Origin of the sequence: Micromonospora sp. C97 (assembly GCF_018070385.1) — a bacterium.
Classification (GTDB): Bacteria; Actinomycetota; Actinomycetes; order Mycobacteriales; family Micromonosporaceae; genus Micromonospora; species Micromonospora parva.
Map to the genome: position 1 here is coordinate 16,525 of NZ_JAGPXU010000025.1, position 21,974 is coordinate 38,498.

Sequence of the window (21,974 nt, forward strand, 5' to 3'; positions counted from 1 at the left end):
GTTGCCGAGGCGCGGCGGCGGCGACCAGGATCGACGCGCATCCATCCGTCAACGTCGGGCGCTCGCGGGACGGGCGCGACGGCGCCCCCAGCGGACGAACGAGGAGATGGCGATGATCCGAGGCTCGACGCCCAGGTTACGACGGACCTTCATCGTGCTGGGCACGGTGCTCGCCACCGTCGCGGCCACCCTCACTGTCACCTCGACACCGGTCGCCGCGACACCGGTCACCGCGGTCGCGTCGCCCGACGACTACAACGGCTCTGACCTGTGGCTGCGGTACGTGCCGGTCGACGACGCGAAGTTGCTGCGCGACTACCGCCGCGCGGCCACGGCGATCGTGGTCGAGAACGCCGACGCCACGAAGGTGCACCGGCACACCACGGACCTGGCCATGGCACCCGGTTCCGCCGAGAAGCTCGTCGAGACCACGCTGGGCGCCGCTCGGGACGAGCTGGTACGCGGCCTGAACGGGCTGCTCGACCAGTCGACACCGACGCTGCCGGCCGACAACGGCACGGTCCCGGACGGCGCGGTGGTGGTGGGCACACCGGCGAGCTCACCGCTGGTGGGCCGCACCATCGCGACCCGCGACCTGGCCACTGTGGGCGACGAGGGCTACCTTGTCCGCTCGGTGTCGAAGGGCGGGGCACGGTTCACCGTCATCGCCGGCAACACCGACCTCGGCGCGCTGTACGGCACGTTCGCCTTCCTCCGGCTCCTCCAGACCCGGAAACCGATCGACCACCTCCGGGTCGCGGAGTCACCGAAGATCAAGCACCGGTTGCTGAACAACTGGGAGACCGAGCGTCTCTACGCGGGCAACAACGCCTCCGGGCTGGGCGGGCTGAACGGGGAGAGCGGGGCGATCTTCAACTTCGCCGCGACCGGTGCCAGCGCCGGCCGGAACCTGCCCGTCATCCTCGACCGCTACCTCGTCATGGCCCGGGCGCTGGCGTCACTGGGCATCAACGGCATCACCATCAACAACGTCAACGCCGACAACGCGTACCTGACGAGCGCCCGCATCGCGCAGGAGGCGGCCCTCGCCGACGCGTTGCGGCCGTACGGCATCAGGTTGGGCCTGTCGATCCGGTACACCGCGCCCACCGACAGCCGGTTCGCGCCGGACACGCTGACCAACAGCCAGCTCGACCCGTACGGTGCGGATTTCCGGGGCTGGTGGCACCGCCGGGCCCAGCAGATCCAGGCCGCGATCCCGGACTTCATGGGACTCACCGTCAAGGCCAACTCCGAGGGCCAGCCGGGGCCACAGGACTTCGGGTACGACCACGGTGACGGTGCCAACGCCATCGCCGCCGCGGTGGCGCCACTCGGGATGACTGTGCACTGGCGGACGTTCGTCTACAACGCCGACGTCGACAACGACCGGCTCAAGCGGGCCTACCTGGAGTTCGGGCCGATCGACGACGAGGTCCAGCCGGACGGCAGCCGGGGACGCTTCGCCGACAACGTGTTCCTGCAGACCAAGAACGGGCCACTGGACTTCCAGGCCCGCGAGCCCATCCACCCGATGTTCGGCCGGATGGAGAACACCAACCAGGCCCTGGAACTCCAGATCACGCAGGAGTACACCGGCCAGAACTGGATGCTGGCCTACCTCGGTCCGATGTACGAGGAGATCCTCAAGACCGACACGTACGCGACCGACGCGAACGGCAAGCTGCTCAAGGAGCGGCGGGTCGGCGACATCGTCGACGGGACCGCGCAGCATCACTCGGACACCGCCATCGTGGGTGTCGCGAACCTCGGCAACGCCGACAACCTGACCGGGCACCACTTCGCCCAGGCGAACCTCTTCGCCTTCGGACGTCAGGCCTGGGACTGGACGCTCGACTCGGCGGACATCGCGACCGACTGGACGCGGATGACCTGGAGCAACGACCGGCGTGTCGTCGACACCATCCGGAAGATGATGATGGGCTCGTGGGAGTCGCTGGTCAGCTACCAGACGCCGCTGGGCATCGGCCACCAGTTCGCCGAGGGCGCCCACTACCGTCCCGACCCCGCCGACTGGGCGGGCCGCGACGACTGGAGCCCGGTCTACTACAACAAGGCCGACAGCGTCGGTCTGGGCTTCGACCGCTCCCCCACCGGCAGCAACCTGGCCGCCCAGTACTTCCCCCGCTTGCAGCAGCGCTACGGCACCATCGACTCGATCCCGGAGAACCTGCTGATGTGGTTCCACCACGTGCCGTGGGGCCATCGGATGGACAGCGGGCGGACGTTCTGGGCAGAGCTGGTCTACCGCTACCAGATGGGCGTGCAGTACGTGACCTGGATGCGGGAGACCTGGGACGCACTCCAGCCCGACATCGACGCGCGCCGGTTCGCCGAGGTGCGTGCCAAGCTGGCGGTCCACGAGGCGGACGCCGCCGACTGGCGGGACACCTCGGTGAACTACTGGAAGGAGTTCAGCGGGCGGGACATCCCGGTCGACGACGCGCCACTGTCGGCGACGATCGTCGTGAACGGGAAGACGTTCGGCGGCTTCAACCTCTCGGACGCCTCGTACACCATCCCGCTGCCGGCCGGGGCCTCGCCGACCATCACGAAGGTGCGGACCGCCGACCGCAAGGCCCGTTACGAGATCATCTCCCAGGCGGCCGGCGTACCCGGGCAGGCGGTCGTCAAGGTCACGACCGAGAGTTTCTTCGGGCCTCTCGTGAAGAACTACGTCTTCAACCTGGTGCCCGACACCACGCTGACGGCGCTGCGCGTCGACGGCAGGCGCCTGACGTCCTTCGCGCCGACGGTGCTGCGCTACAACGCCCTCACGCCGGCCGGCGCCACGACAGTGCCGACGGTCACCGCCAGCGCCGCCGACCCCGCCGCCTCGGTCGCGGTGGAGCAGGCGGCCAACGCCACCGGGCAGGCCCGGGTCACCGTCACGAACGGCGCGGCGTCGTCGGTCTACACGGTGGACCTGAACACCACCCTCACCGGCAGCGACGAGTTCGAGTCGACCCCGCTCGGCCCGCAGTGGCAGTGGGTCCGGCCGGACGAGAGCAGGCAACGACTGGCCGACGGGTCCCTGGTCGTCACCGCCCAGCAGGGCGACCTCCAGGGCAACGTCAACACCGCCAGGAACCTGGCCCTGCAGGACGTCGACGGCGACTGGACGGCCGAGTCCCGGGTGGTCTTCTCCCGTCCCCTCGCCGGCAACAACGAGCAGGGCGGTGTTCTCGGGTACGCGGACGACAACAACTACGTGAAGCTCGCCTGGGAGATGGGCAACGCGACTGCGGCCATCAACAAGACCCGGATCGTCTTCCTGCGCGAGCAGAACGGCACGGCGTCGACGCTGGAGATCACCGGTGCGGACGCCCAGCGCATCGTCGGGGCCGACGGGGCCATCTGGCTGCGCCTGACCAAGGTCGGGGACCGCTACCGCGCCTACTACTCCAGCGACGGGAGCGTCTACCGCTACATCGGCTCGCAGACGCTGAACGTCGAGCCGACGAAGGCCGGGCTGCTGGCCTTCAACCGGGCCGGCACCTCCACCGACCTCGACGTCGCCTTCGACTACTTCCGCATCGAGAGCCACGGGGAACGCGCCCGCTGACCGTGCGCTCCGGCTGGCCCGGCATGTCGATGTGCTGATGAGCGGCATACCGCATCCACCCCGACAGCGCCCCCGAAATCCGTGACCGGGCCCGTCCCAGCTGGGACGGACCCGGTCACGCTCCCCCGAGGCTGCGGCCCCTGCCGTCAGCCCCCGATCGCGATGGCGAAGATGTGCATGGTCGGCACGTTCGTCGCCGGTCGGGCGCTGATGTTGGGCAACACGACCGAGGCCACCGCCTTGTTCTGCAACCCGACACCGACGTAGTAGATGCACGCGGCGGTGTTCTGGCGGACGTTGTTGGGCCGGTTCTGGTACGCGGACACGATGGCCGCCGTTCCCCCGGAGTGCGGCCCGCCGTACCAGTCGGGCGAGCTGAGCGTGAACGTCTGGCGGGTGCCGTCGGCGTAGACCACGGTGCCGGTGCCGGACACCGAGCCGTAGGTGCCGGTGAGCAGGAAGCCCAGCGTGCTGCCGGTGCCGCTGATGCCGATGGTCTGGCCCGAGGCGATGGCGTTGTCGGAGGCCCCGGAACTGACGTTGGGCCAGCGGAAGGTGACCCCGTTGCGGCTGATCGTGCCTCCCGGGCTGGCACCGGCCTGCGCCAGCGCCTGCGCGGAGAGCGACGCCCCGCCGCCGTCGAAGTTGCCGACGTTGGTGTTGCTGTCGCTGGTGATGCCGACGTTGCTGAAGCTCTGCTCCAACGTCGGTGTGGTGGCCCCGGAGCTGGTGACCCGGTAGGTGCGCCCGGCCTGCACGGTGACCTCGATCAGGTCGGACTCGATCCGGGTGGTGCGGGCCGCCGTACCGTCGGCGGTGTCGACGACAGTGACGGTGCCGGTCAGGATCCGGGAGCGCAGGCGGACGGTGCCGGCCCGGTCCGGTCGGACGAGGATCTCGGTGGCCTGACCGCTCGCCCAGGTGATGCCGACCGTGTGCCCGCCCCGACCGCGCAGGCCGGTCACCCGCCCGCTCGGCCAGGCCGGCGGCAGCGCGGGCAGGATGTGCAGCTCGCCGATGTGGCTCTGCAGCAGCATCTCGGCGATGCCCGCGGTGGCCCCGAAGTTGCCGTCGATCTGGAAGGGCGGGTGCAGGTCGAACATGTTGGGCGCGAGTCGCGCGGTGGTGGCGAGGTAGCGGATCAGGTCGTGGGCCCGCTTGCCCTCCTCCATCCGAGCCCAGAAGTTGATTTTCCAGGCCAGCGACCAGCCCGTGCCGTCGTCGCCGCGCAGGGCGAGGGTCCGCCGGGCCGCCTCGAACAGCTGCGGGGTGCCGCGCTTGGTGATCTGGTTGCTCGGGGCCAGCCCGTACAGGTGCGAGATGTGCCGGTGGTTGGGCTCGGTCTCCACCCAGTCGTAGAGCCACTCCATGATGTTGCCCCGCGACCCGACCTTCATCGGCGGGAGCCGGTCCCGGGTGGCACGAACCTGGGCGCGGAACGTGCTGTCCACGTTGAGGATCTCGCTCGCCCGGGCGCAGGCGTCGAACAGGTCCCGCAGGATCTGGTTGTCCATGGTGGGGCCGGCGCAGACGCTGGCGTTCGAGTGGTGGCTCAGCTCCGGCGAGTTCGACGGGTTGGTCACCAGGTAGCCGAGGGTCGGCTCGGTGACCAGGGTGTTGAGGAAGAACTGTGCCGCGCCCTTCATGGCCGGGTAGTTCGTCCGCAGGAACTCGATGTCGCCGTTGAACAGGTAGTGGTCCCAGATCAACGTGGACAGCCAGGCCCCACCGGTCTGCCACATGCCCCAGAACGCGCCGTCCACCACGGCGGTGGCCCGCCAGGCGTCGGTGTTGTGGTGGGTGACCCAGCCACTGGCGGCGCCGTACTGCACCTGGGCGGTCCGCGCTCCGGCGACCGCAAGGTCTCTGACCATGTCGAAGACCGGGTTGTGACACTCGGCCAGGTTGGTGGTGTTGGCCGGCCAGTAGTTCATCGGCAGGTTGGCGTTGATCGTGTACTTCGAGTCCCACGCCGGGGCCAGTGAGTCGTTCCAGATGCCCTGGAGGTTCGCCGGCTGGGTGCCGGGCCGCGACGACGAGATCAGCAGGTACCGGCCGTACTGGAACAGCAGCGTGGAGAACTGCGGGTCGTTGACGCTGTTGTGCTGGGCGATCCTGACATCCGTCGTCTGGTCGGCAGCGGACGTGCGCCCCAGATCCAGGGTGACCCGGCCGAACAGCGCCTGATAGTCGGCGACGTGCCGGCTGCGCAACTGGTCGTAGCTGCTGGCCCGCGCGGCGGTGAGGCGCTGCCGGGCGATGCCCTGGTAGTCGCCGCCGACATTGCGGTAGTTGACGTAGCTGGAGCCGATGGAGATCAGCAGGACCACGCTGTTGGCGTTGGTCACCCGCAGGGTGCCGCCGGAGCTGGACACGCTGCCGCCGCTGACTGTCGCGTTGGCCAGGGCGAGGAAGCGGACCTGGCCGGTGATGCCCTCCATGTTCCCGGAGATGCCGTCCAGGCCGATCGTGGTGCCGTCCGGGCTGGACACGGTGGTGCGCTGCGGGCTGTCGAAGGTGGCGGTGAAGCTGATCGAGCCGCTGCGGTCGGCGGTCAGTCGCATCGCGATGACCTGATCCGGCGCGCTGGCGAACACCTCCCGCTGGTGACGAACGCCGTTGAGCACGTACGTCGTCGTGACGGTGGCGGTGGTGAGGTCGAGCGTCCGGTCGTACTGGGACGCTCCGCTGGCGGATCCGAAGGCCAGCCGGAGGTTACCGACGGTCTGGTAGGCCAGCTGACCGCCGGGGTTGCCCATCATGGTCTGGTTGATCAGATCCTGGGCCTGGGTCCACTGGTTGGCGTTGACCAGCCGCCGGATCTCCGCGATCGCGCCCGCGCCTCTGGTGTTGCTGGGATCATGCGGGCCGCCGGCCCAGACGGTGTCCTCGTTGAGCTGAAGGCGCTCGGTGTCGACGTTGCCGAAGACCATGGCGCCGAGTCGGCCGTTGCCGATCGGCAACGCCCGCAGCCAGTCGGTGCCGGCCCCCTCGTCGTACCAGAGCGCGAGGTCACCGGCGGCCAGCACCTGCGGCGGCGCCACCGAGTCCGCACGTGCCACGGCGGTCCAGGGCACCGGCAGGAGAGCGCCACCCGCGCCGGCCGCGCCGATCTTGAGGGCTTGCCGTCGGGTCAGGTCTGACATCGATCCTCCAAACGGTGACCAGTCCGGCCACCCCGAAGCGTGACAACTGTGGGACTCGACATGGGGATCCGCTTGGTGGGGCCAACCGGGACCCTGCCTGAGCAGGCCGACGCCCGGCAGTGACGCGCCAGACATCTGATGTGTTTCGGGAAGGTTACTCCGGGGCCACAGAATAGGCAACGGTCGATCAATGCGTGGACACCGCGCCCCTGTGCCCGGTCAGCAAGATGCACGGGAGGGTGAGCAGCGAGGCAGCGAGGCGGCAGCGCCGGGCAATGGGCCACGATGCTGCCGCCGACGACCCACCCGGGAGGACATACATCAGATGTACGGCGATCCGGCTGCGCCCCGCGCCAAGCACCGGCACCGCCCAGCGTTCTCGCCTCCACAATCGGGTTGTTCTCCGCCGGATCACGGGTGACCATGGGCGGCATGGCAGGAGGACGGCGGTGAGATCGCCCCTCCAAGGCGGACTACCGCCGGGCGGCGCGGTGGTGGTCGGGGCCGTCGTGCGGATCGCCTGCGACGAGTCGGGATTCTCGGGTACGAACCTGCTGCACTCGACCGCCCCGGTGATCACGCACGCGAGCGTCGACCTGGCCGCCGACGAGGCGGTCGCGATCATCACCGCCCTACGGTCCGGGTTCCGGTTCGCGCCGCACGAGCTCAAGTCCGGCCGGTTCCTGCGCGGCTCCGGCGCGCAGGAGGCACTGGAGTGGTTCCTGGCGACGCTGGCCGGCCGCGCGCACGTCCACCTCATCGACAAGGAGTTCTTCCTCGTCACCCGGATCGTGGACTTCCTGCTGACCGAGCCGTCGTACGCGGCAGGCACCTGCCTGGCTCGCGAGCACCATCCGGCCGCTCTCGCCCTGTACGCGGCCGGGCGCTCGACCGGAAGCGACTGGACTGCCTTCCTGTCGGCGTTCGTCGATCTGGTCCGCATGAAGCGGCGGCTTCCGGTCGACCAGACGGTGCGGCGGTTCTTCCAGGCCCGGGACGCGCTGCGGCGACACGGCCTCGGCACGGTGGCCGACGCCGTCCTCGGCGGGCTCCGCCCGAACCAGGTGCGGACCGTGGTGGCCAGGCTCGACGCCGACGACCGCACGGTCCCTCCCCCGCTGGAGCCGCTGCTGCCGGCGCTGGCCGAAACGGTCCTTTCCTGGAGCGGCGGCCAGCGGCAGGTGCTGGTGACCCACGACGAGCAGAGTGCCCTGACGGCCGACCGGCTGACCCGGCTTCAGCGGGTGTTGGCCGCCAACGGCGACGCGTCGGCGGCCGGCGGCAACCGGGCTGCCGCGTTGCCGACCGGGGTGTCACCCCTGGCGGGGCTGGTGATGGTCGACTCCCGCGACGACCCGCGCGTCCAGGTCGCGGACCTCCTCGCGGGAGTGGCCCGGCGGATGCCCGGCATCATCGACGACGCGCTCCGCCAGCCGCCGCCAATTTCCCCTGGCCGGCCGTAGTCTCATCGGATGCAGGACATCCAGACACACACCCTGGACATTCCCGGCGTCGACCTGGTCTACGACGTCCGCGGCCCGCTACCTCCCACCGGCGTCCATCGTGCGCTGCTCCTGATCGGCCAGCCGATGACGGCGGAGGGCTTCACCGCCCTCGCCCCGCACTTCACGGACCGCACGGTCCTCACCTACGACCCGCGTGGCCTGGGCCGCAGCGTCCGCACTGACGGTCGGTCCGACCACACGCCGCAGCAGCAGGCGGCCGACCTGCACGCGCTCGTCGAGGCGCTCGACGTCGGTCCGGTCGACCTCTTCGCCAGCAGCGGCGGCGCGGTGACCGCCCTCGAACTGGTCGCCACCCATCCCGGCGACGTCGCCACCCTGGTGGCGCACGAACCGCCGATCAACGCCGTGCTCCCCGACGCCACGGCCGCCGAGCGCGCCCGGGCCGGCTTCTACGAGGCGTACCAGGCGAAGGGCTCGGGCGCGGGGATGGCCGCGTTCATCGCGATGACCTCCTGGCAGGGCGAGTTCACCGACGCCTACTTCGCCCAGCCCACCCCTGACCCTGCGATGTTCGGCATGACCGCCGACGACGACGGCAGCCGCGACGATCCGCTGCTGTCGCAGAACTCGTGGGCGATCACCGACTACCGGCCCGACGCGGAGGTGCTCACCGCCGCGCCCACCCGGATCGTGGTCGCGGTCGGCGAAGAGTCGGCCGGGACGTACACCGCGCGCACCGCACTGGGCCTCGCGGCGCTGCTCGGCCAGGAGGCCGTGGTGTTCCCGAGTCACCACGGCGGGTTCCTCGGCGGCGAGTTCGGCTACGCGGGCAAACCCGAGGAGTTCGCCGCGCGGCTGCGGGAGGTGCTGGACGCCGGCTGACACCGCCCAGACCCGGCACGGACGCGCCTGATGTTCTGACCTCGTGCCGGTGGCCGGGGCAGCCGTATGGTGGACGCAGAGACGACGATCCGCCGTCTTCGATGAGACACCACCTGCGGCGGTCGAGGAGAGCATCATGATCGGTGTGGTGAGCGTCGGGGCCGTCGTGGGCGTCCTGCTCGTCGGTCTCGTGGTCCTGCTCCGCAGGCCGGCCGACACCCGGTCGGTGCTCCGCTGGTCGGCCCTGGCGATCACCGTGCTGGTGGCCGCCGCGTTGGCTCCGTTCACAGTGGATGACTCGGGCGCCGCGGCCGGTTATCTGCTCGGCGTCCCCGTCGTCGCGGCGGTGCTGCCCGTCCTCGCGCAGCGGTTCGGTCGGCTGACAGTGGCCGCCGACCTGGTGGCCGCGCTCGTCATCACCGGCTGGGGGCTGCTGCTCGGGCTGGGCATCGGTGGCGCGTTCCTCCCAGCGGTGGCGCTTCTGCTCGCCAGCGCCGTGGTCACCAGGGCACCGCGACCGTCCACCATCGCCTGAGCCGGTGAGCCTCAGCCGTCCGGGGTGAACAGTCCCTGGACGCCGACGACGATCGCGATGAGGCCGAAGATCGCGAGCAACAGCCGGACTCCGGTGGCGCCGTCCGACTGCCCGTCGCGCGGCGTCGGCCGACCGGTCAGCCGGCTCCACAGCAGGGCGAGCCCCACCCCGATGCCCACCACCTCGAAGTGGAACACCCGGGGCCCGGAGACCAGGTGGACGATGAGGTAGTAGCCGCCGGTCACCAACGCCACGACGCCGACCACCCACGCGATCGGGGCGGCCCGACCGGCGAGGCGGCCCAGGTCGTCGCCGACCCGCGGCAGCAGCCGCAGCAGCGCCACGGCGAGCAGGAAGCCACCGACGATGTTGGCGAGGTCGAGCAGCAGCGCCATAATCACGAGGAGTCTCCGTCGATCGGGTGATCAGCCGGGTGGGAGCGTACCCACGGGCCCGGTCGGTTGAAACGACCCGGAGGCACGCTCCCCGGCAGTCCCCCACCGTGCGGTGAACGGGGCCGCTCGATCCGTCAACGTCCGCAGCGCCACACCAGCGGCCGGTACGCCTGGTTCTCGTAGACGGCCCCGACCACCGTCAGACCGTCGTCGCTGATCCCCTCCGCCGTGTACGTGCCCGGCTCGGTCGCGCGGACCTCGGGTCGGCCCGGCAGCCGGCGGGAGGTGCCGTCCGGGGCGACGATCAGCGGCGCGCCGTCGCCGATGAGCACCTCACCCTCGCCGGAGATGCCGCTCGCCCCGGGGAAGGGCAACAGGCTCACCGCCGCGGTGGTGAGGTTCCACCGCACCGGCAGCATCTGCACGGCGCCGCCGTTGCTGCCGCCCGGAACCATCCCGATCGCCCACTCACCCCGCGCCGATTCGACCGACGCCCGGGGGTAGCCCTCGGGCACCGCCAGCGCCGCACCGACACCCTGCGGCGTCCACCGGTAGGGCTGCTGGTCCAGCTCGCCGACGATCGTGCCGTCGTCGGTGATCCCGGTCGCGGTCGACCCCCGCTGGCCGATCAGCCGGTACGTCTGGGGCTGCGCCGTCGACCACCGCACGGCCTGGTGCGAGTCGTCCGACCTGCGGGCCGTCCCGACGATGTCACCCCGGGCGTTGACCGCGTGCACGAGCACCGCGTCAAAGCCGGGCGGGGTGGCCAGGGGACGCAGCTTCCCGTCCCGGTACACCCAGCCGGTGCCGTCGCCGTCGGTGCCCACCACATGGCCGCTGGCGTTGACCGCTGCCGCGTGCCGCGCGGTCTTCGGCAGGACGACCGGCCTGCCGTCGGTCCACAGCACAACCCGCCCGTCCTCCTGCCCGGTGCCGATGTCGCCGACGACGTACCGCCCGGTGGGGTCGACTCCGACGGCCACCGCGACCGGACCGTCGATCGGCTGCGACAACCACGACGCCTGGCAGGTGACTGGCGGGCGGGGGGCGGCCGACCCGGTAGCGGCCGGCGACACCGCGAGTGCCGGCGTGGTCGGCGCCGGCGAGCTGGCGGTCCCGCCGACCTGAACGGCACCCACGACACCGACCCCGGCCAGCACCGTCAGGGCGGCGACTCCGGCGACGCGGCGCCGCTGGCGGCGGCGCCGGCCGTCGCGGACGGCCCGGCTCACGTCGACCCGCGGCTCGGGAACCGACACCGACCGCAGCAGCGCGGCGAACCGCTGATCGTCCACGGTGGTCATCTCGGACTCCTCACTGACATCTCGGCGACGTCGAGCACCTGGCGAACAGCCGCCAGAGCCCGGGCCGTCTGCGCCTTCACGTTGCCTTCGGAGCAGCCCATCGCGGCGGCCGTGTCGGCCAGCGACAGGTCGCACAGGAACCGCAGGACCAGCACTGTGCGCTGGCCGCGCGGCAGACGGGCGAGCGCCGCGAGCAGGCTGTCCCGCTCGGCCAGGTCGTCATGCGGGGTCGCCGGTGAGCGCTCCGGCACCGGCGCAGACCCCAACAACCGGACCTTCGCCCAGCTCAGGCGCTTCTCATCGACGAGCTTGTGCACCAGCATCCGATGGACGTACGCGTCGACGTTGTCGGCCCGGCTGACCCGGCGCCAGTTCACGTAGAGCGACGTGATCGTCTGCTGCACCACGTCGTCGGCCAGATGGGCGTCACCGCACATCAGGAACGCGGTCCGATGCAGGCGCGGCAGTCGCGCGGAGACGTACTCCACGAACTCACCCTCGGCATCCACCATCAAGGCTCCCTCCTCCGCAAGCTCGACGGGGCCGGACGACCATCAGGTTGCGTCCCCCGCGAAGTACGGTCGGAAGGCGGACCACTCGGCCGGGCCGGGGGTGTCCCGGCCCGGCGGAACGCGGATCAGTGGGTCGGCCGGCCAGTGCGGTGGTAAGCCTGCGGGCCCCGCTGGCCCGTAGAGCGACCTACCGACATCCGTGCCGGTCTCAGCCGACGACGCCGGCCATCCGGCGTACCGCCTCGGTGATGAGCTCCGGCGCGGTGGCCAGGTTCAGTCGGACGTGCCCATCACCGCCGGTGCCGAACGCCAACCCGGAGTTGAGCGCCACCCGGGCACTGTCGAGGAACACGGTGGCCGGGTCGTCGCCGAGGCCCAGCGCCCGGCAGTCGAGCCAGGCCAGGTAGGTGCCCTGACCGGGTTGGTAGCGGACGGCCGGCAGGTGCTCGGCGAGCAGGTCGGCAAGCAGCCGACGGTTGTCGTCCAGGCCGGTCAGCAGGGAATCGAGCCATTCGCCGCCGTCGCGGAAGGCCGCGGTGTGGGCGATCACGCCGAGGTGGCTGGTGCTGACGCTGACCCCGAACGGGACGCGAGCGAGGTCCCCGGCCGCGGCCGGGCCGGCGACGAGGAGCCCGCCGCGCAGGCCGGACAGGTTCCATCCCTTGGAGGCGGACATCAGCGACAGGCCGTTCTCCGCGCCGGGCACCGAGAGGTACGGCACGAACCGCGCTCCGCCGGCCACCACCGGCGCGTGGATCTCGTCGGCGACCACCCGCACCCCGTGCCGCTCGGCGAGGTCGGCGACGGCGGTCAACTCGGCCGCGGTGTGCACGACGCCGGTCGGGTTGTGCGGGCTGCACAGCAGGTACGCCGCCGGCCGTCCACCGGCGCGGGCCCGCCGGAACGCTTCCTCCAGCGTGCCGAGGTCGATCCGCAGGGTCTCGCCGAGCGGCGCCTCCACGATCCGGCGGTCGGCGTGCGCCACGGACTCGTAGAACGGCGGGTAGACCGGGCAGTTGACGACCACCGCGTCCCCCGGTTCGGTGACCAGGCGTAGCGCCTCGACGACGCCGTGCATCACGTCGGGCACCAGTGCGGTGCGCTCCACGGCCAGCCCGTCCCAGCCCCACCGCCGCCGAGCGAACTCCGCCAACGCCTGCGGGTACGCCGTGCCGGCGGTGTAGCCGGTGTCGCCGCGCGCGACGGCGTCGGTGATCGCCAGTGCGACCGGCTCGGCCAGGGGCACGTCCATCTCGGCCACCCAGAGCGGCAGCACGTCGTCGGGGTGTTCCCGCCACTTGAGGCTGGTCCGCTGCCGGAGCTGGTCGATCGTGAGCTGACGGAGCGGATTGGCTGCGGTTCGGGCACCACTGAGCAGGCCGGTCATGGCCCAACCCTATTGCGCCACGTCCCGGCCCGGTGTCCGGACCACCGCCGGACACTCCACTGTGGTCCGCTCGGAACTATTCCACGGCCACCTTTTCGCATTGACCAGCGCCTTTGTCTACAAACCGGATCCGCTTCGAAATATCTGACGACAAAACCGCTGCGGACCACTGCTTCATGATTTAGGCTCCCGAATATTCACGTCGACGGCCCCGTCCTCACGCCGTGCCAGCCCCCGACCTTGCACGCCGGCCATCGCCACCCTCGACGCCGATTGGAGTGTTCGATGACCTGGCGTCCCACCCTTGCCGCGCTGGCTGGCCTGTGCCTCGCGGTCACCACCACCACAGTGCCCGCCGGTGCTGCCGTCCACGCCGCGCAGGCCAGCGCGCACGCCGCACTCGCCGGTCCGCCCGGCGCACCGCCCGGGGCCTGCCCAACCGGCGTCAGTTACGGTCCGCCGCTGCCGGCGAGCACCGTGACGGCTCCGCGGATCCGGGGCGGGTTCACCTTCCTCGAAGGGCCGGTCTGGGTCGCTGACGGTGGCTACCTGCTGATGTCCGACATGACCGCCGGCACCGGGCCGTACAACGTCCAGCCGTCGACGATCCGCCGGTTCACCCCGCCGGCGACCTTCGACACGTTCATCGCCAACGCCGGCAGCAACGGGCTCGCGCTCACCGCCGACGCCCAGGAGCTCGTCGCGGCCACCCACGACCAGCGCAGCGTCTCCGCGTACCGGCTGAGCGACCGGACCCGCAGCACCGTCGCGGCCAACTACCAGGGCCGGGCGTTCAACTCGCCGAACGACGTCGCGGTCCGATCGGACGGCGTCGTCTACTTCACCGACCCGAACTTCCAGCGCGGCAACCGGCCCGACCAGATGAGCGGGCGCACCAGCGTCTTCCGCGTCTCCGGCGGGCAGGTGTCGCTGGTGGACGACACGTTGCGCCAACCCAACGGGATCTCGCTGTCGCCGGACGGGAGCGCACTGTACGTGGGCGCCTACGCCGAGAACAAGATCTACAAGTACGTCGTCCAGCCCGATGGCAGCGTCGGCGCCCGCAGCGTCTTCGTGAACTACATCGGCGGTCCGGACGGCGGCACCATCGACTGCGCCGGCAACGTCTACTGGACCTCGGGTCGGGACTCGCTGGTGCACGTCTACTCCCCGGCCGGCACCCCGCTCGGCACGATCCGGCCCGGTAACACCGGCACGACAAACGTCGCGTTCGGCGGTCCCGACCGGCAGACCCTCTTCATCACGTCGGCCCCGTGGGGCGACTCCGGGCTGTACAGCGTGCGACTCAACATTCCCGGATATCCGTACTGAGCGTCGCTGGCGGGTTCACCGTCGAGTGCCGGGCGGTCGGACACCGCCGCCGACGCCGGCCGCCCGTACACTCGACTGATGGCGAACCGCCGGTGGCACAGTGGTCGGTAGTGCGACAGGGGCGTCGACCGCCGGCACGGTGATCGTGGACTTTGACGGTGTGCTGCTGCGCGGCGACGCATTCGGCCTGTTCCTGCGCCGCACTGCTTTCGCCGGCGCCCGGCTGCCGCTCGCCGTCGCGCTACTGGTCCTCCTCGCGCCCGTCGCCGCCGTTCCCGCGGCGCGTCCGTGGGCGGCGCGGTGGGTGAGCCGGATCGGCTTGTCGGGCCGCAACGCCGACGAGTTGACCGCAGAGCTCGCACGCTTCGGCGCGGACCTCGGCGAAGAGCCGGGGCGGATCATCGGGCCCGGCCTGCGCACTGTCCGGTCCCACCTCGACGCGGGCGACCGGGTCATCGTGGTGACCGCCTGCGAGCACACCCTGGCGCGCGCGGTGCTCGACGTGATCGGCCTCGCCGAGGTCGAGCTCGTGGCCTCGCGCATTCGCGGGCCGAAGCTGATCGTGCACAACCACGGGTCGGCCAAGGTAACGCAGCTCGCCGCCCACGGGGTGACGCCACCGTGGCGGGTGGCCTACAGCGACTCGCTGTCGGATCTCCCCATCCTCAGCGCCGCGCAGCAGCCGGTGCTGGTCAACGCGAACGCCCGGCAGACCGCCCGGGCACGGCGGCTACTCGGCGCCCGGCTGGCCACCGTCACCTGGACGGGTGCTCACCTCCCGGAGGAGGAACCGGCACCGGGAGGGGCCCCGAACCGCCGGTCACCAGGGCCGACCATGGGAGACGCCCACCGATGAGAGGCCGCTACGACAACCTGACCCGTACCCGTGCTCTCGATCCGGAGCGCGACTACCTGGACATCTACCAGACGATGCTGCGCCACGAGTTCCCGTGGGACATGAAGCTCGGGCTCAACCTCGCCTTCAACCGGTCCTTCTCCGTCCCCGCCATCGCCACTGTGCACGCCGCCACCGGTGAGCTGACCGAACGCACCCAGAAGCGGATCGACGACACCGGCCTGCTGATGTACGAGATGGTGCTCAACGGCTTCGAGCAGCCCCGGGGCCGTGACGCGTTGCGGCGCGTCAACCAGATCCACCGCCCGTACGACATCAGCAACGACGACTTCCGCTACGTCCTCGGCTGCCTGGTCGTGATCCCCACCCGGTGGTTGCAGGCGTACGGTTGGCGCCCGCCCTGCTGCCACGAACGGCACGCCACGTACCTGTTCTACCGGGAACTCGGCCGACGGATGGGCATCACCGACATCCCCGCGTCGTACGACGAGTTCGAGACCTGGTTCGACGCGCACGACGCGGCTCACCTGCAACCCAACGACGACGCGGCGGCCATCGAACGGGCCACCCGCATGCTGATGCTCGCCCGGCTCCCCCGGATGCTCGCGCCGCTGGGAGACGCACTGGTCAGTGCCCTGTACGACGCGCCGCTGCGGCGCGCGACGCGGGTGGACACGCCGGCCTGGCCGGTCCGGGCGGGGTTGCACCTGGCCCTGAAGACGCGCTCACTGTCGCAGCGGTGGTTCGGCGCGCCACGGGCGACGGCCTTGTTCGCCGACGGCATCCGGGCCAGGAGCTACCCCGACGGGTACGAGATCAGCCAGCTCGGCCCGCGGCACGACCGCCGCGACGGCGGGGTCGCCGGCACCGGCGTGACCGAACCGGCCGGGCGAGATCGGCGAAGCCGCGAGCCGGCACCCGAGTGACCGCGGTCCGCCGGCCGACCTGGAGGGACGGCCGGCGGACCGGTCTCAGCGGATGGTGGTGACGGTCCAGCGTGGGGAGGCGTTGGTGACCGGGACGGTGTCACCGACCAGTGTGGTCACCGCCTGGGTGTCGCGCTGCACGCTGGTGCCGACCCAGAGCTCGACCTCGCCGGGCTCCACGACCCGGGTGTACGTGCGGTCGGAGAAGGCCAGACGGGTGGTGGGGACGGTCAGCTCGACAGTGACGGACTGACCCGGCTCCAAGTGGACCCGCTGGTAGCCGAGCAGCTGCGCCAACGGCCTGGTCACCGAGGCGACCACGTCGCGACCGTAGAGCTGGACCACGTCGTCGCCGGCGACAGCGCCGGTGTTCGTCACCCGCACGCTCACCCCGATCGCCCCGTCGGTCGGCACCGTGCCGGACACGGTGAGATCGGTGTGCGCGAACGTCGTGTAGGACAGCCCGTGGCCGAACGGCGCCACGGGTATCGCCGGCAGGCTGGTCACCTCGTTGCCCTGACCGAGGGTGGGGTGCAGGTACGAGTAGGGCTGCGCCCCGGCCGGCCCGGGCATGGTGATCGGCAGCTTGCCCGACGGGTTGACCCGCCCGGAGAGCACTCCCGCGATCGCCCCGGCGCCCTCCTCGCCCGGGAAGAACGCCTGCACCACCGCCGCGCAGCGCGTCAGCGCCCAACCGATCGTGTACGGCCGCCCGGTGAGCAGCACCAGGACCACCGGCGTGCCGGTGGCCAGCACCGCCTCGACCAGTTCGCGCTGGACGCCGGGCAGTTCCAGGTCGTCCCGGTCGCACCCTTCGCCGACCGTGCCGCGTCCGAAGAGGCCGGCGTGGTCGCCGACGACCAGGACGGCGACGTCCGCGGCGGACGCCGTGGCGACCGCCTCGTCGAAGCCGGACCGGTCGTCACTGTCCACGTCGCAGCCCCGGGCCCAGGTGACGAGGTCGTCGCCGAACTCGACCCGCACGGCGTCGAGCACTGTCGGCACCTCAATGCCGGTCTCCACGCCGGGATGCTGGACGAGGACGTGGTTGAGGAACGAGTAGCACCCGAAGAGCGCACTCTGCCGATCGGCGTTGGGGCCGATGACGGCCATCCGCCGACCCGCCGGCAGTGGCAGCGCGTCCCGGTTGGCGACCAGCACGATCGATTCCTCGGCGAGCCGGCGGGCGATCGACCGGTGCTCGGGTGAGTCGAGGTCGATAGCCTGCGGCGGCTCGTCGCTGAAGGTCGCGTCGAGCAGGCCCAGGTCCAGCTTCTGGCGCAGCACCCGCAGCACCGCGCGATCGATGATCGCCTCGTCGATCCTGCCGGTCCGTACCGACTCCCGCAGGGTCAGATAGGCGTCGCCGGTCGGCAGCTCGACGTCGAGACCGGCCGTCAACGCCTGCCCGGCCGCCTCCGCGTGGTCGCTCGCCACGTGATGCAGCAGGTTCAGGAACGCGACCCCGTAGTAGTCGGCGACCACGGTGCCGTCGAAGCCCCACTGGTCGCGCAGGATGCCGGTCAGCATCGTCGGGTCGGCGGCGACGGGCACCCCGTCGATGTCGGTGTAGGAGTGCATGACGCTCCGCGCGTCGCCGTCGATGATCGCCATCTCGAACGGCAGCATCAGCACGTCGGCCAGTTCCCGTCGGCCGGCGTGCACCGGGGCGAAGTTGCGCCCGGCGCGCGAGGCGGAGTAGCCGACGAAGTGCTTGAGGGTGGCGTGCACCCCCTGCGACTGCAGGCCGCGCACGTACGACGTGCCGATGGTGCCGACCAGGTACGGGTCTTCAGCGATGCACTCGTCCACCCGACCCCAGCGGGGGTCGCGGATCACGTCGAGCACCGGGGAGAGCCCCTGGTGGACGCCGAGAGTCCGCATCGAGGCGCCGATCGCCGCGGCCATCTCGGTGACCAGTTCGGGGTTGAACGCGGCACCCCAGGCCAGCGGGGTGGGGAAGGTGGCGGCCTTCCACACCGACAGCCCGGTGAGACACTCCTCGTGGACGATTGCCGGGATGCCCAGCCGGGTCCCGGTGACCAGGTCCCGCTGGAACTTCCACAGCCAGGACGCGCGTTGCGCCGGATCCTGGGGACGGGTGCCGTAGGCGCGGGTGAGATGACCGAGCCCGTGCCGGGAGAAGTCCTCAAGCTTGGAGTTGTCGCCGAACTCCCCCTGCAGTGGTGCGACCGCCTCGCCGTCCTCCTTCTCCCAGAAGCCGACGAGCTGGGCGATCTTCTCCTCGATCGTCATCCGGCCGAGGAGGTCGTGGAGGCGATCCCCTCCGTCGCGCCCGCCCTGTCGGCTGTGGTTCGGATCTGCCTGAGCCGGCGCCGGCCCGCCCACCACCTCGTGGACCTCAGTCATGCTGTGCCTCTCTGGTTGTGCTCGTACCGCTGCCGCTCAGCCCTTGACCGCACCTTGCAGGCCACCGACGATCTGCTTCTCCGCGAGCGTGAAGAACAGCAGTGCCGGCAGCATCGCCAGCGAGGTGAAGGCGAGGACGCCTGCCGTGTCGGTGGTGTACTGGCTGGAGAAGTTCTGCACGCCCAGCGGCAGGGTGTGCAGGTCGACGTCGCTGAGGACGAGCAGCGGCAGCAGGAACGAGTTCCAGCTCGCCACGAACGCCAGCACGCCAACGGTGACGAGCGCGGGCCGCGACAGCGGCATCGCGACACGCCAGAGGAAACCGAGCCGACTCGCACCGTCGATGGCGGCGGCGTCCTCCAGCTCTCTCGGGATGGCCGAGAGGAAGGGACGCAGGATCACGATCGTCAGTGGTAGCGAGAAGGCGACCTGCGGCAGGATCACCGCGTAGTAGGAGTTGATCAGGTTCAGGTCCCGCAGCATGAGGTAGAGCGGCAGGATCGCCGCCCCGGCCGGAAACAGCAGACCGAGGGTGAAGAAGGTGTAGAGCCCCTCCCGCCCGCGGAAGCGGTAGCGGGCGAGCACGAACGCGGCGGCCAGGCCGAACACGACCACGGCCAGCGTGGTGCCGAGGGCGATGACTGCACTGTTGAACGCCTGCCGCCAGAAGTTGCTCTGGGTCAGCACCCGGGCGTAGTTGTCCCAGACGAACGGGTCGGGCAGGCCGGCCGGGTCCGCGACGATCTGCGGGGTGGTGCGAAAACCGCCGATGACCACGTAGATGACCGGGGCGATCGACACCGCAGCGATCGCGAGGGCTATCGCGTAGGTGAGCGGCGTGCCCCAGGAAATCTGACGACGCCCGTTGGACTGGGGGAGAACGCTGTTCACGGCCATCGTCACTTCGCCCTTCCGGTGATGGCGCCCTCGATGTCGCGGCGGAGCAGGAACCGCTGGAACAGCAGCGCCGCCACGAAGGAGATGACGAATAGGATTACCGCCACGGCGTTGCCGTAGCCCCACAGCCGGGCGAAGAAGCCGTTGTCGACCATGTAGGTCGCCATGGTGGCCGATGCGCCGAGGGACCGCACCGCGGGCACCGAGGTCACCCAGATCATGTCGAAGATCTGCAGTGAACCGATCATGGACAGGAACATCCAGATCCGGATCGTCGGGCCGAGCAGCGGGATCGTGACGTGCCGTTGGATCTGCCACCAGCTCGCGCCGTCGATGGACGCCGCCTCGGTCAGCTCGTCGGGCACATTGGACAGACCGGCGAGGAGCAGGATGATGGCGAAGCCGACGTACTTCCAGGTGAGGACGGCCAGCAGGGTCCAGATGACCACGTCCAGGTCCGCGAGCCAGGCCTGCACCAGCCCGCCCATGCCCAGGGACCGCAGCAGCGCGTCAACGGTGCCGTCGCCGGTCAGGAGCAGTTTCCACATGATGCCGACGGTGACTTCGGCGAGCACGTACGGCACGAACACCAGCAGGCGGAACACGGCGCGCCCACGGAAGCGACGGTTGAGCAGCAGGGCGACGCCCAGGGCGATCGGGCCCTGGATCAGCAGCGACCCGAACACGATGATGGCGTTGTTGCGCAACGCGTCGAGGAAGATCGGATCCTGGAAGGCGAGGGTGTAGTTCCTCAGGCCGACGAACTCGGTGGGCGGCCCGACCCCGCGCCAGCGGAACAGGCTGTAGTAGACCGCGAAGCCCATCGGCACCAGCACGAACATCACGTAGATGAGGATCGCTGGCGTGGTGAGGCCGATGATCTCGTACCACTTGCGGCGGTTGTCGGCGCGGCGGGCGGACGCGCGCCCAGCCTGGCGGGGGCCCGCCGGCGACGCGGAAGCGCCGCCGGCGGGCATACGGATCTGGTTGGCGGAGGTCACTTGCTTGCGGCCGCCTTCATCGCCGAGACGACCTTCTCAGGCGTCCCGTTGCCGGCGAAGATGGCGACGACCGCGTCGTTCATCGCGGTCCCGACGGTGCTGCCGTAGGCCGTGTCCAACCAGAGCTGGACGTAGCTCGATCCGGAGGTGGCCTGCAGGATGGACGTCAGCGCGGGATCCTTCACGGCGCCCTCCGCACCCTTGGCCACCGGCAGGCCGGTGCCGGTCTCGGCATAGCCCTTCTGCACCTCGGGGCTCACGATGTACTTGAGGAACTCGACGCACTCGGCGGGCGCGTTCTTGGAGCAGGAGAACCCGTCGCCACCACCGAGGGCCGCCTTCGGGTCACCCGGCGAACCGGAGATCGCCGGCACCGGGAACCAGCCGAGGAACGAGGCGAGCTTGGTCTTGTCCGTGGCGACGGTGTCCAGCGTGCCGCGGTTCCAGTCACCCATCAGCTCCATCGCGGCCTTGCCGTTGGCGAGCATGCCGTTGGCGCTGGTCGGGTCGTTCTGGCCCGGCGTGGCGATGAAGTTGGGCTGGAACGGCTTGGTGTCGATGAACGCCTTCAGGTCCTGGCCGGCCTTCACGAAGCACGGATCGTCGAAGGTCTTCTCCGCGGCCGCCTTCTTGAGGGTGTCGACCGAGCAGGCGCGCAGCGCCATGTTGTACCACCAGTGCGCGGCCGGCCACTTGTCACCGGCACCCACGGCGATCGGAACGACGTTGATCGCCTTGAGCTTGGTGACAGCTGCGTTGAGCTCCTCGAACGTGGTCGGCGGAGCCGAGATGCCCGCCTGCGCGAACATGTCCTTGTTGTACCAGATGCCCTCGATGCCCATCCGGAACGGCAGGCCGTACTGCTTGCCCTTCACCTGCCAGATCTCTGCGGCGCTGCCGATGTTGGCGACCTCGGCCTTGACCTGGTCGGTGACCTCCTTGAGGTAGTCGGCCTCCACCTGCTCGGTCATCTCACCGCCGCCCCAGGTCATGAAGATGTCCGGCGGGTCGCTGCTCAGCAGCGCGGCGGGGATCCTGGTGCGCTGCAGCTGGTTGGTCTCGATCGCCTCAATCTCGATCTTGACCGTGGGGTGGAGTGCGGAGAAGTCCTTGGCGACCTTCTCCCAGTAGGTCTTGCCGGGCCCGTCCTGCGAGGCGTTGTGCCACCAGGTCAGGGTCACCGGGTCCTTGTAGAGCTCCCCCTGAGGGGCTGCCTCTTCGCCGCCGCCGCTGCACCCGGCGGCAACGAGAACACCTGTCATCAACAGTGCCAGGACGGCACTTCTACGTCGCTTAGTTGCCATCGATGTCTCCTCGACTACTCAGTCGCGGTACTCGGCCTGCGGCGAAGTTTTACAGTCATGTAACTTGATGTCAAT

16 protein-coding genes are annotated in these 21,974 nt (G+C 70.4%); 7 read left to right on the top strand and 9 right to left on the bottom strand.

All coding sequences use genetic code 11. The features are described from left to right. The first annotated feature begins 112 nt into the window (after positions 1–112). Positions 113–3,586, top strand: coding sequence for an alpha-glucuronidase family glycosyl hydrolase (locus KBX26_RS25255; RefSeq protein ID WP_210866562.1), 3,474 nt, complete (start codon positions 113–115; stop codon positions 3,584–3,586). A 146-nt stretch (positions 3,587–3,732) separates the two neighbouring features. Here the strand turns inward: KBX26_RS25255 and KBX26_RS25260 are convergent, their stop codons facing one another. Continuing rightward, the gene (locus tag KBX26_RS25260; RefSeq protein WP_210866563.1) at positions 3,733–6,732 is read right to left on the bottom strand and encodes a glycoside hydrolase N-terminal domain-containing protein; all 3,000 of its coding nucleotides are present in this window, start codon (positions 6,730–6,732) and stop codon (positions 3,733–3,735) included. 449 nt (positions 6,733–7,181) lie between these two features. Between KBX26_RS25260 and KBX26_RS25265 the strand changes: the two genes are divergently transcribed. The 3 genes from KBX26_RS25265 (at position 7,182) to KBX26_RS25275 (ending at position 9,615) form a co-directional block, all read left to right on the top strand. Continuing rightward, positions 7,182–8,195: a hypothetical protein gene (locus KBX26_RS25265; RefSeq protein ID WP_210866564.1), complete on the top strand. Its 1,014-nt coding sequence runs from the start codon at positions 7,182–7,184 to the stop codon at positions 8,193–8,195. A 9-nt stretch (positions 8,196–8,204) separates the two neighbouring features. Then, positions 8,205–9,080, top strand: a complete 876-nt coding sequence (locus tag KBX26_RS25270) for an alpha/beta fold hydrolase (protein ID WP_210866565.1) — start codon at positions 8,205–8,207, stop codon at positions 9,078–9,080. A gap of 136 nt (positions 9,081–9,216) precedes the next feature. Continuing rightward, entirely contained in the window at positions 9,217–9,615 is a 399-nt protein-coding gene (locus KBX26_RS25275; protein WP_036410719.1) for a hypothetical protein, read from the top strand. Between the two features lie 11 nt (positions 9,616–9,626). On the opposite strand, the gene KBX26_RS25280 is transcribed toward KBX26_RS25275, so the two are convergent. The 4 genes from KBX26_RS25280 to KBX26_RS25295 all read right to left on the bottom strand — a co-directional run bounded on the left by KBX26_RS25280 (position 9,627) and on the right by KBX26_RS25295 (position 13,213). Continuing rightward, on the bottom strand, positions 9,627–10,010 hold the full coding sequence (locus KBX26_RS25280; protein ID WP_245233524.1) for a hypothetical protein: 384 nt from the start codon (positions 10,008–10,010) through the stop codon (positions 9,627–9,629). Between the two features lie 134 nt (positions 10,011–10,144). After that, on the bottom strand, positions 10,145–11,314 hold the full coding sequence (locus tag KBX26_RS25285) for a hypothetical protein (RefSeq protein WP_210866566.1): 1,170 nt from the start codon (positions 11,312–11,314) through the stop codon (positions 10,145–10,147). Then, positions 11,311–11,826, bottom strand: coding sequence for a SigE family RNA polymerase sigma factor (locus KBX26_RS25290; RefSeq protein WP_307857901.1), 516 nt, complete (start codon positions 11,824–11,826; stop codon positions 11,311–11,313). Before KBX26_RS25290 ends, KBX26_RS25285 begins: the two co-directional genes overlap by 4 nt. 208 nt (positions 11,827–12,034) lie before the next feature. Next, positions 12,035–13,213, bottom strand: a complete 1,179-nt coding sequence (locus tag KBX26_RS25295; RefSeq protein ID WP_210866567.1) for a MalY/PatB family protein — start codon at positions 13,211–13,213, stop codon at positions 12,035–12,037. Positions 13,214–13,498: 285 nt separating this feature from the next. On the opposite strand from KBX26_RS25295, the gene KBX26_RS25300 reads away from it, so the two are divergent. The 3 genes from KBX26_RS25300 (at position 13,499) to KBX26_RS25310 (ending at position 16,327) form a co-directional block, all read left to right on the top strand. Further along, positions 13,499–14,545 (top strand): SMP-30/gluconolactonase/LRE family protein, encoded by a 1,047-nt coding sequence (locus KBX26_RS25300; RefSeq protein WP_210866568.1) that lies wholly within the window; start codon positions 13,499–13,501, stop codon positions 14,543–14,545. Positions 14,546–14,690: 145 nt separating this feature from the next. Beyond that, positions 14,691–15,401 (top strand): haloacid dehalogenase-like hydrolase, encoded by a 711-nt coding sequence (locus KBX26_RS25305; protein WP_210866569.1) that lies wholly within the window; start codon positions 14,691–14,693, stop codon positions 15,399–15,401. Beyond that, entirely contained in the window at positions 15,398–16,327 is a 930-nt protein-coding gene (locus KBX26_RS25310; protein ID WP_245233505.1) for an oxygenase MpaB family protein, read from the top strand. The genes KBX26_RS25305 and KBX26_RS25310 overlap by 4 nt, the downstream gene beginning before the upstream one ends. 45 nt (positions 16,328–16,372) lie before the next feature. Here the strand turns inward: KBX26_RS25310 and KBX26_RS25315 are convergent, their stop codons facing one another. The 4 genes from KBX26_RS25315 to KBX26_RS25330 form a co-directional block, all read right to left on the bottom strand. Continuing rightward, on the bottom strand, positions 16,373–18,583 hold the full coding sequence (locus KBX26_RS25315) for a glycoside hydrolase family 3 N-terminal domain-containing protein (protein WP_247681053.1): 2,211 nt from the start codon (positions 18,581–18,583) through the stop codon (positions 16,373–16,375). Positions 18,584–18,733: 150 nt separating this feature from the next. Further along, complete coding sequence (locus KBX26_RS25320; RefSeq protein ID WP_036410721.1) at positions 18,734–19,600, bottom strand: carbohydrate ABC transporter permease; 867 nt, start codon at positions 19,598–19,600, stop codon at positions 18,734–18,736. Further along, on the bottom strand, positions 19,597–20,595 hold the full coding sequence (locus tag KBX26_RS25325) for a carbohydrate ABC transporter permease (RefSeq protein ID WP_030328275.1): 999 nt from the start codon (positions 20,593–20,595) through the stop codon (positions 19,597–19,599). Before KBX26_RS25325 ends, KBX26_RS25320 begins: the two co-directional genes overlap by 4 nt. Then, the gene (locus tag KBX26_RS25330; protein ID WP_245233506.1) at positions 20,592–21,776 is read right to left on the bottom strand and encodes an extracellular solute-binding protein; all 1,185 of its coding nucleotides are present in this window, start codon (positions 21,774–21,776) and stop codon (positions 20,592–20,594) included. The genes KBX26_RS25325 and KBX26_RS25330 overlap by 4 nt, the downstream gene beginning before the upstream one ends. Positions 21,777–21,974 lie beyond the last annotated feature (198 nt).